General features: G+C 72.4%; 9 protein-coding genes. 7 read left to right on the forward strand and 2 right to left on the reverse strand.

Features of this window, described 5'->3' with window-relative positions; translation table 11 throughout:
- Window positions 1–97 precede the first annotated feature (97 nt).
- Window positions 98–754 (forward strand): GNAT family N-acetyltransferase, encoded by a 657-nt coding sequence (locus tag ACFXJ5_RS36615; protein WP_384641269.1) that lies wholly within the window; start codon window positions 98–100, stop codon window positions 752–754.
- Between the two features lie 192 nt (window positions 755–946).
- Window positions 947–1,486, forward strand: coding sequence for a DUF6328 family protein (locus ACFXJ5_RS36620; RefSeq protein ID WP_384641272.1), 540 nt, complete (start codon window positions 947–949; stop codon window positions 1,484–1,486).
- A gap of 12 nt (window positions 1,487–1,498) precedes the next feature.
- Here ACFXJ5_RS36620 and ACFXJ5_RS36625 read toward each other — a convergent pair whose 3' ends face one another.
- Window positions 1,499–1,927, reverse strand: a complete 429-nt coding sequence (locus ACFXJ5_RS36625) for an ATP-binding protein (protein ID WP_384641274.1) — start codon at window positions 1,925–1,927, stop codon at window positions 1,499–1,501.
- Window positions 1,928–2,161: 234 nt separating this feature from the next.
- On the opposite strand from ACFXJ5_RS36625, the gene ACFXJ5_RS36630 reads away from it, so the two are divergent.
- Both ACFXJ5_RS36630 and ACFXJ5_RS36635 read left to right on the forward strand, forming a co-directional pair.
- Window positions 2,162–3,013, forward strand: coding sequence for a helix-turn-helix domain-containing protein (locus ACFXJ5_RS36630; protein WP_384641277.1), 852 nt, complete (start codon window positions 2,162–2,164; stop codon window positions 3,011–3,013).
- 18 nt (window positions 3,014–3,031) lie between these two features.
- Window positions 3,032–3,259 (forward strand): DUF397 domain-containing protein, encoded by a 228-nt coding sequence (locus ACFXJ5_RS36635; RefSeq protein ID WP_384641279.1) that lies wholly within the window; start codon window positions 3,032–3,034, stop codon window positions 3,257–3,259.
- Between the two features lie 2 nt (window positions 3,260–3,261).
- Here ACFXJ5_RS36635 and ACFXJ5_RS36640 read toward each other — a convergent pair whose 3' ends face one another.
- Window positions 3,262–4,422, reverse strand: a complete 1,161-nt coding sequence (locus ACFXJ5_RS36640) for an 8-amino-7-oxononanoate synthase (protein ID WP_384641282.1) — start codon at window positions 4,420–4,422, stop codon at window positions 3,262–3,264.
- 157 nt (window positions 4,423–4,579) lie between these two features.
- Between ACFXJ5_RS36640 and bioB the strand changes: the two genes are divergently transcribed.
- From bioB to bioD, 3 genes are read left to right on the forward strand one after another with little or no spacing between them, the layout of a single operon-like run.
- Window positions 4,580–5,731 carry a biotin synthase BioB gene (gene bioB, locus ACFXJ5_RS36645; RefSeq protein WP_384641285.1) on the forward strand — a complete coding sequence of 384 codons (1,152 nt, stop codon included), beginning with the start codon at window positions 4,580–4,582 and terminating at the stop codon, window positions 5,729–5,731.
- Window positions 5,724–6,998, forward strand: a complete 1,275-nt coding sequence (locus tag ACFXJ5_RS36650; protein WP_384641288.1) for an adenosylmethionine--8-amino-7-oxononanoate transaminase — start codon at window positions 5,724–5,726, stop codon at window positions 6,996–6,998. Before bioB ends, ACFXJ5_RS36650 begins: the two co-directional genes overlap by 8 nt.
- A 20-nt stretch (window positions 6,999–7,018) precedes the next feature.
- Window positions 7,019–7,741: a dethiobiotin synthase gene (gene bioD / locus ACFXJ5_RS36655; RefSeq protein WP_384641291.1), complete on the forward strand. Its 723-nt coding sequence runs from the start codon at window positions 7,019–7,021 to the stop codon at window positions 7,739–7,741.
- Window positions 7,742–7,853: the final 112 nt, after the last annotated feature.

Raw genomic sequence — 7,853 nt, forward strand, 5'->3', positions numbered from 1 at the left:
GGGGGTGGGTGTGTTTTTTTTGGTCCCCGGGGGGGGGGGGCCCGGGCGGGCGGGCCCCCCCACGCCCACCCACCCCGAGCACACCCGGAGGCACCGCTTGACCCTGGAACGGATCCTGGCCGACGCCGCGAAAGGTGTCTTCCCGCCGGCCGACGGCGGCGTGACCATCGTGCCGCAGCCCTCGCCGCGCGACGCGGGGGTGGTCTCCTTCACCGCGCACGCCGTGGTGTTCGCGGACGCCGATCCGGAGTGGATACGGGGGCTGCTGCCGCCCGGCGACTTCTCGGCGCCGCTGAATCCGCCCTTCCTCACCGCCCTGTCCGAGCGTCTCGGGCGGCAGGTCAACAACATCGACCTGCTCACCCTCGCCTCCTCGCTGCCCGGGCCGCCGCCGCACGACCTCGGCCTGGAGCTCGATCCGACCGAGGACCGCTCGCACCCGCGGATCGTACGAGCGCTCCGGCACCGCGACGACGTACGGGCCTGGACGGTGCCCGGCGGGACGGTGCTGACCGGGCGCGGTGTCGCCGGCCGCTGGGAGGTCGCCGTCGAGGTCGATCCCGGGGCCCGGGGGGCCGGGCTGGGGCGGCGGCTGGCGCGGGCGGCGCGGCATCTCGTACCGGAGGGCGAGACCCTGTGGGCGCAGATCGCGCCGGGCAACGCGGCGAGCGTACGGGCGCTGCTGGCGGCCGGCTTCTCGCCGGTGGGCGCGGAGGCGCTGCTGGTTCCCCGGGGCGGCCCGGAGCACGGCTAGTGCCCCTCCCGGCAAGCTTTGCCCTGTCGCGCCGCCCAGCACGCACGCTCGCGGCGTTGGCCAAAAGTCCTGGTAGCTCCGCTACAAGGACTTCCGGCCGCCTTGCGATCGCACGCACCGGACGACGCTCCTTGACGGGCAAACATTGCCGGTCACGGCACTAGAACGCGGATCAGCGGCAACAATCACCCCATGGACGACAAATCCGGGGACGAGGCGGCCGAGGCGAACGAGGCGGCCGACTCGAATGAGGCGGATGCCGAGCGGGGCGAAACGCCGCTGGAGCGCGCCGACCGGAATTTCGCCGAGCTGTTGCAGGAGCTGCGCGTCACGCAGACCGGGGTGCAGATCCTGTTCGCCTTTCTGCTGACCCTGGCGTTCACCCAGCGCTTCCCCACGCTGGACGACGTGCAGCGCGGCACGTACATCGCGACGCTGCTGCTCGCCATGCTGTCCGCCGCCCTCTTCACCGCCCCGGCGGCGGTGCACCGGGGGCTGTTCCGGCGGCGGGCCAAGCGGCTGATCGTCGATGTGTCGTCGCTGCTGGCGAGCATCGGGCTGGCGATGCTGGGGCTGTCCTTCACCGGCGCGGTCATGCTGGTCGTCGATGTGGTGCTGGGCCGTGCCGCGGGCATCGCGGCGGCGGTGGCCACCCTGGTGGTGTGCGGGAGCCTGTGGGGCGTACTGCCGTGGGCGCTCCGGCGGAACCTGCCCCGGGTCGACAAGCGCTGACCCGGGGGCGCCTCACTGCACGGGCGCGCCCCACGGAAGGGTGATCCAGACCGTCTTGCCGCCGTCGTCCGTGGGGGTGACCAGGAGCTTGCCGCCGGACTCGGCTGCCAGGTGACGGATGATCACCATGCCGCGCCCGTTGTCCTGCTGGACGGCGGCGGGAAGGCGCTGCGGCCAGCGGGGGTGGCTGTCGGTGACGCCGATGCGCAGCTGCTCGTCGCGGTCGAGCTGGACGTCGACGGTGAAGGTGGGTGACTGGCCGAAGGTGTGCAGCACGGCGTTGGTGGCCAGCTCGGAGACGATGAGCCGTACGGCGTCCACGGCCGGTGCGGCGTCGGACATTCCCCATTCCGTCAGTAGCTCGCTGACGTAGCGGCGTGCCGCGGGAACCGAGGCAGGGTCGCTCGGCAGGGTGACGGATGCTTCCTGGTGGTCTGCCATGAGGACATGTCCCTTTTCCGCCGTGCCCGGGACTCCGGCGTACGGTACGCCCGTGAACGACTACTTCGCGCCAGAGTGCCACTCATAGTGCCGTTATTCCGGTCCGTCCACCGGGATATGCATATATCTGTCGCTCGAAGCAGTGAACTCTGCTACGCGAGAACGTATTTGCGCGGCAGACTGCGCAAGGGCGTCCGGCCCCGCACGAGCCGGGCCCAGGAGGAGTGACCCAGCATGCAGCACATGCCCGCCGTACGCCGCCGGAAGCTCGGCACGGAGCTGCGGCGCCAGCGTGACCTGGCCGGGCTGACCAGTGGCGAGGCGGCCCGCCTGGTCGGGTGGCACCAGTCGAAGGTCAGCCGCATCGAGACCGGGCGCAGCAGCGTCCGGCCCGAGGACGTGGCGACGCTGCTCGACGCCTACGGGGTGGGCGACCCGGAATTACGGGAGTTGCTCGACGCGCTGGCCGGGGAGGGCGCACGGGGCGGTTGGTGGCAGGAGTACCGGGAGGTGCTGCCGTCGACATACCGGGATTTCATCACTCTGGAGACCGACGCCCGCCGGGCCCGCACATTGGAGACCACGGTGGTGCCCGGCCTATTGCAGACGCCCGCATATGCCAGGGAATTGACCCGATCGGTATTGCCACAACTGGCGCCGCGGCAGGTCGAGGCGTTGGTGGATGTACGGATCGCGCGGCAGGCGGTGCTGCGGGCCGATCCGCCGCTGGAGCTGTGGGCGGTGCTGGACGAGGCGGTACTGCGACGCGGGGTCGGCGGACCGGAGATCATGGCGGCGCAATTACGACATCTCGTCGAGATCGGATCGCTGCCGCATGTGCGACTGCAGGTGCTGCCTTTCTCTGCCGGAGGTCACATCGGCGTTACCGGGCCTTTCGTAATCTTCTCATTTCCGCGCATTGCCGATCTGGATGTTGTTGTTCTCGACCATTTGACGAGTAGTCTCTATCTGGATCGGAAAGAAGATCTCAGGGCGTACAGCGCCGCGTTCGACCGATTGCACTCCCACGCCCTGCCGCACGAAGACTCGTTGGTCTACATCTCCAGCATTGCCGGGACCGGCTAAGGCGCTTAAGGAGGCACCATGCCACCCGCACAGCCCCGGTACGTATCGTCCAGTGAGGCTCTCGCCGAGGCACAGTGGCGACGCAGCAGCTACAGCACCGCGGCGAACAACTGCGTAGAGACGGCTCGTCTGGGCTCAGGGCAGCTCGCCGTACGCGACTCGAAGGACCGGGAGGGACCGGCACTGCTCTTCGCGCCGGCCGCCTGGGAACGGTTTCTCGGCACGGTGATGACCGAGAGCGGCTGAGTTCAGCCGCGCGGCGCCGTGCGCACGATGGTTCCGACGGCATCGGAGATCTGCCGGTCCGTCAGATCGGCGCGCGCGGTGAGCCGCAGCCGGGAGATCCCGTCCGGCACGGACGGCGGACGGAAGCAGCCGACCGCGAGACCCCCGGCACGGCAGTCCGCCGCCCAGCGCACCGCCGCTTCCGGTGAGGGAGCGCGCACCGACACCACGGCGGCGTCCGGCGCGACCGCCACCAGCCCTTCGGCGGTCAGCCGCTCGTACAGCTCACGGGCCACCGCACGGGCCCGTGCCGCACGATCGGGCTCTCGGCACAGCAGCCGCAGCGCGCCCAGCGCCGCACCGGCGGCGGCGGGGGCGAGGCCGGTGTCGAAGATGAAGGTACGGGCCGCGTTGACCAGGTGCTCGATCACGCGAGCCGGGCCGAGGACCACTCCGCCCTGGCTGCCGAGCGACTTCGACAGCGTCGCGGTGCATACGAGACCGGGCGAGCCGGCCAGCCCCGCCGCGTCCGCCGCGCCCCGCCCGCCGTCGCCCAGCACGCCGAGCCCGTGGGCGTCGTCCACCAGCAGGGCCGCGCCGTGGTCGCGGCAGACGGCGGCCAGCTCGGGCAACGGGGCGGCGTCGCCGTCCACCGAGAAGACCGAGTCGGTGACGGCGACGGCGGGCCCGTCGGCCAGGCGGTGGCCGTCCAGGGCCTTGGCGACGGCCTCCGGGTCGGCGTGCGGGACGACGGCCGTCTCGGCACGGGAGAGCCGGCAGCCGTCGATGAGCGAGGCGTGGTTGCCGCTGTCGGAGACCAGCAGACCGCCCCGGCCGGTGAGCGCGGTGACGGCGGCGAGGTTGGCGGCGTAGCCGGAGGCGAGGACGAGTGCGGCCTCGAATCCGCAGAAGTCGGCGAGCTCCGCCTCCAGCTCGGCGTGCAGTTCGGTGGACCCGGTCACCAGTCGAGAACCGGTCGAGCCGGCGCCCCAGCGCAGGCACGCGTCGGCACCCGAACGGGTGATCTCCGGGTGCCGGGCCAGGCCCAGGTAGTCGTTGCTCGCGAGGTCGAGGAGCGGGGACTCGGCCGGCCTCGGGCGGAGCGTACGGACCAGCCCGGCACGACGGCGCTGGTCGGCGTGGGCGTCGAGCCAGTGGAACGGGTCGGAGGTGACGCGGCTCATGGTCGTCCCTGGTGGTCGGAGGCGGTGTAAGGGGTCCGGTGAGCAACGTAGCGGTCAGGTCCTCGTGACACGGTGTGGTGATGCACACACCCGAGTCGAGCGGAGTTGTGGGTTCCGCCCTTGGCCCGGAGCGGTCGGTTGCGTCAGGATCGCGGCTATGGATCTGCTGAAGACGCTGGTGGACAAGGGGCTGCGCCGTGAGCTGCCCACCCGGGACGAGGCGCTGGCGGTGCTGGCCACCTCCGACGACGACCTCCTCGACGTGGTGGCCGCGGCCGGCCGGGTGCGCCGCCAGTGGTTCGGCCGCCGAGTGAAGCTCAACTACCTGGTCAATCTGAAATCCGGCCTGTGCCCGGAGGACTGCTCGTACTGCTCGCAGCGGCTGGGCTCCAAGGCCGAGATCCTCAAGTACACCTGGCTCAAGCCCGAAGAGGCCTCCAAGGCGGCCGCCGCCGGGGTCGCGGGCGGCGCCAAGCGGGTGTGCCTGGTCGCCAGCGGCCGCGGGCCGACCGACCGCGACGTGGACCGGGTCTCGCAGACGATCGAGGCGATCAAGGAGACGAACGAGGGCGTCGAGGTGTGCGCCTGCCTCGGGCTGCTCTCCGACGGCCAGGCCGAGCGGCTGCGGGCGGCGGGCGCGGACGCGTACAACCACAACCTCAACACGTCCGAGGGAACGTACGGGGACATCACGACCACCCATACGTACGCCGACCGGGTGGACACGGTGCAGAAGGCGCACGGCGCCGGGCTGTCCGCCTGCTCCGGGCTGATCGCGGGCATGGGCGAGTCGGACGAGGACCTGGTCGACGTGGTCTTCGCGCTGCGCGAGCTGGACCCGGACTCGGTGCCGGTCAACTTCCTGATCCCCTTCGAGGGCACCCCGCTGGCGAAGGAGTGGAACCTCACCCCGCAGCGCGCCCTGCGGATCCTGGCGATGGTGCGCTTCGTCTGCCCGGACGTCGAGGTCCGGCTCGCCGGCGGCCGCGAGGTGCACCTGCGCAGCCTGCAGCCGCTCGCACTGCACCTGGCCAACTCGATCTTCCTCGGCGACTATCTCACCAGCGAGGGCCAGGCCGGTCAGACCGACCTCGACATGATCGCCGACGCCGGCTTCGAGGTGGAGGGCACCGACCAGGTGACGCTGCCCGAGCACCGGGCGGAGGGCGGCTGCGCACCGTGCGGTGACTCCGGCGGCAGTGCGTGCGCCACGCCCGAGCCGCGCACCGAGCCCCACACCGAGCCGCGTACGGATCTGGTCGCGGTGCGCCGCCGGGGCGCCGGGACGGATCTCGCGCCCAATGCGTGAGCGGGAGCGCGAGCTGCTCGACCTGGACCGGGAGCACGTCTGGCATCCGTACGGGCCGATGCCGGGCCGCAACGAGCCGCTGCTCGTCGAGTCGGCGTCGGGGGTGCGGCTGCGGCTCGCGGACGGACGCGAGCTGGTCGACGGCATGTCGTCCTGGTGGTCGGCGATCCACGGCTACAACCACCCGGTGCTCAACGACGCCGCGCGCGGGCAGCTGGACCGGATGAGCCATGTGATGTTCGGCGGGCTCACCCACGAGCCCGCCGTGCGGCTCGCGGCGAAGCTGGTGGAGATCACACCGGAGCCGCTGCGGCACGTCTTCCTCGCCGACTCCGGGTCGGTGTCGGTCGAGGTCGCGGTGAAGATGTGCCTGCAGTACTGGCGTTCGCTCGGCCGGCCCGGCAAACAACGCCTGATGACCTGGCGGGGCGGCTACCACGGCGACACCTGGCAGCCGATGTCGGTGTGCGATCCGGACGGCGGCATGCACGACCTGTGGGCCGGGGTGCTGCCGCGTCAGGTCTTCGCCGACGCGCCCCCGGCGGCGTACGAGGACGCGTACGCGGAGCACCTGCGGGAGACCGTCGCCCGGCACGCGGACGAGCTGGCGGCGGTCGTCGTCGAGCCGGTGGTGCAGGGCGCGGGCGGCATGACCTTCCACTCCCCCGCCTATCTGCGGGTGCTGCGGGAGGCGTGCGACGAGCACGACGTGCTGCTGGTCCTCGACGAGATCGCGACCGGTTTCGGGCGCACGGGCACGCTCTTCGCGGCCGAGCAGGCCGGGATCTCGCCGGATGTGATGTGCGTCGGCAAGGCGCTCACCGGCGGCTATCTGACGATGGCGGCCGCCTTGTGCACCGAGCGCGTGGCGGAAGGCATCTCGCGGGGCGACGTCCCGGTGCTGGCGCACGGGCCGACCTTCATGGGCAATCCGCTCGCCGCCGCGGTGGCCTGCGCCTCCATCGACCTGCTGCTCGGACAGGACTGGGCGCAGGAGGTCAAGCGGATCGAGGCCGGGCTGCGGGACGGGCTGGCGGCCGCCCACCAGGTGCCGGGGGTCCGGGACGTACGGGTGCTGGGCGCGATCGGCGTCGTCCAGCTGGACCACGAGGTGGACATGGCCGCGGCGACGCGGGCGGCGGTCGGGGCCGGGGTGTGGCTCAGGCCCTTCCGGGATCTGGTCTACTCAATGCCCCCGTACGTCACCGGGGACGAGGATGTGGCCCGGATCTGCGCCGCGGTGTGCGCGGCGGCGGCTGCGGGCTGAACCGAGAGGGCTTGTTTTTCATGGCGATTGTCGTTGTCAGCGGGACCGGTACGGAGATCGGCAAGACGGTGGTCACGGCCGCCGTCGCGGCGGCCTCCGTCGCGCAGGGGCTGAGCGTCGCCGTGCTCAAGCCCGCGCAGACGGGAGTCCTCGACGGTGAGCCCGGGGACGCGGCGGAGGTCGCGCGCCTCGCGGGCGAGGTCACCGCGGTCGAACTCGCCCGCTACCCCGACCCCCTGGCCCCCGCGACGGCCGCCCGCCGCGCCGGGCTCCCGGCGATCGGCCCGGCCGACATCGCGGAGGCCGCGGCCAAGCTCTCCGCCGTGCACGACGTGGTCCTGGTAGAGGGCGCCGGCGGCCTGCTCGTACGGTACGACGAGGAGGGCGCCACCCTCGCCGACGCCGCCCGCCTGGTCGGCGCCCGCGTCCTGCTGGTCGCCCCGGCCGGCCTCGGCACCCTCAACTCGGCCGCGCTGACCGCGGAAGCCCTCGCCGCCCGCGACCTGAGCTGCCTCGGCCTCGTCATCGGCTCCTGGCCCGAGGCCCCCGACCTCGCCGCCCGCTGCAACCTCGCCGACCTCCCCGACGTCGCCGACGCCCCGCTGCTGGGCGCGATCCCTGCCGGCGTCGGCACGCTTCCGCCGGAGCGCTTCCGCGCCGCCGCCCCGGAGTGGCTCGCCCCGCAACTCGGCGGCACGTGGGACGCCGCGGCGTTCGCGGCGCGGTGGGCGCCGGTCGGCTGACGCCGCCTGCGCCGGGTGCGCGTTCGGTTCGTGGGTGGGTCGGGGGCGTGTCGGGGTGGGTCCTATGAGACAGCTATCCTCGCCCGCCCTGTTCCTCGCTCGCTCGGAACTG

The organism is Streptomyces sp. NPDC059373 (genome assembly GCF_042751495.1).
Lineage (GTDB): Bacteria > Actinomycetota > Actinomycetes > Streptomycetales > Streptomycetaceae > Actinacidiphila.

Coding starts and splice junctions, on each gene's coding strand:
- ACFXJ5_RS36620 (WP_384641272.1), top strand. CDS start 947: ATGGACGACAAATCCGGGGACGAGGCGGCCGAGGCGAACGAGGCGGCC.
- ACFXJ5_RS36625 (WP_384641274.1), bottom strand. CDS start 1,927: ATGGCAGACCACCAGGAAGCATCCGTCACCCTGCCGAGCGACCCTGCC.
- ACFXJ5_RS36630 (WP_384641277.1), top strand. CDS start 2,162: ATGCAGCACATGCCCGCCGTACGCCGCCGGAAGCTCGGCACGGAGCTG.
- ACFXJ5_RS36635 (WP_384641279.1), top strand. CDS start 3,032: ATGCCACCCGCACAGCCCCGGTACGTATCGTCCAGTGAGGCTCTCGCC.
- ACFXJ5_RS36640 (WP_384641282.1), bottom strand. CDS start 4,422: ATGAGCCGCGTCACCTCCGACCCGTTCCACTGGCTCGACGCCCACGCC.
- bioB (WP_384641285.1), top strand. CDS start 4,580: ATGGATCTGCTGAAGACGCTGGTGGACAAGGGGCTGCGCCGTGAGCTG.
- ACFXJ5_RS36650 (WP_384641288.1), top strand. CDS start 5,724: ATGCGTGAGCGGGAGCGCGAGCTGCTCGACCTGGACCGGGAGCACGTC.
- bioD (WP_384641291.1), top strand. CDS start 7,019: ATGGCGATTGTCGTTGTCAGCGGGACCGGTACGGAGATCGGCAAGACG.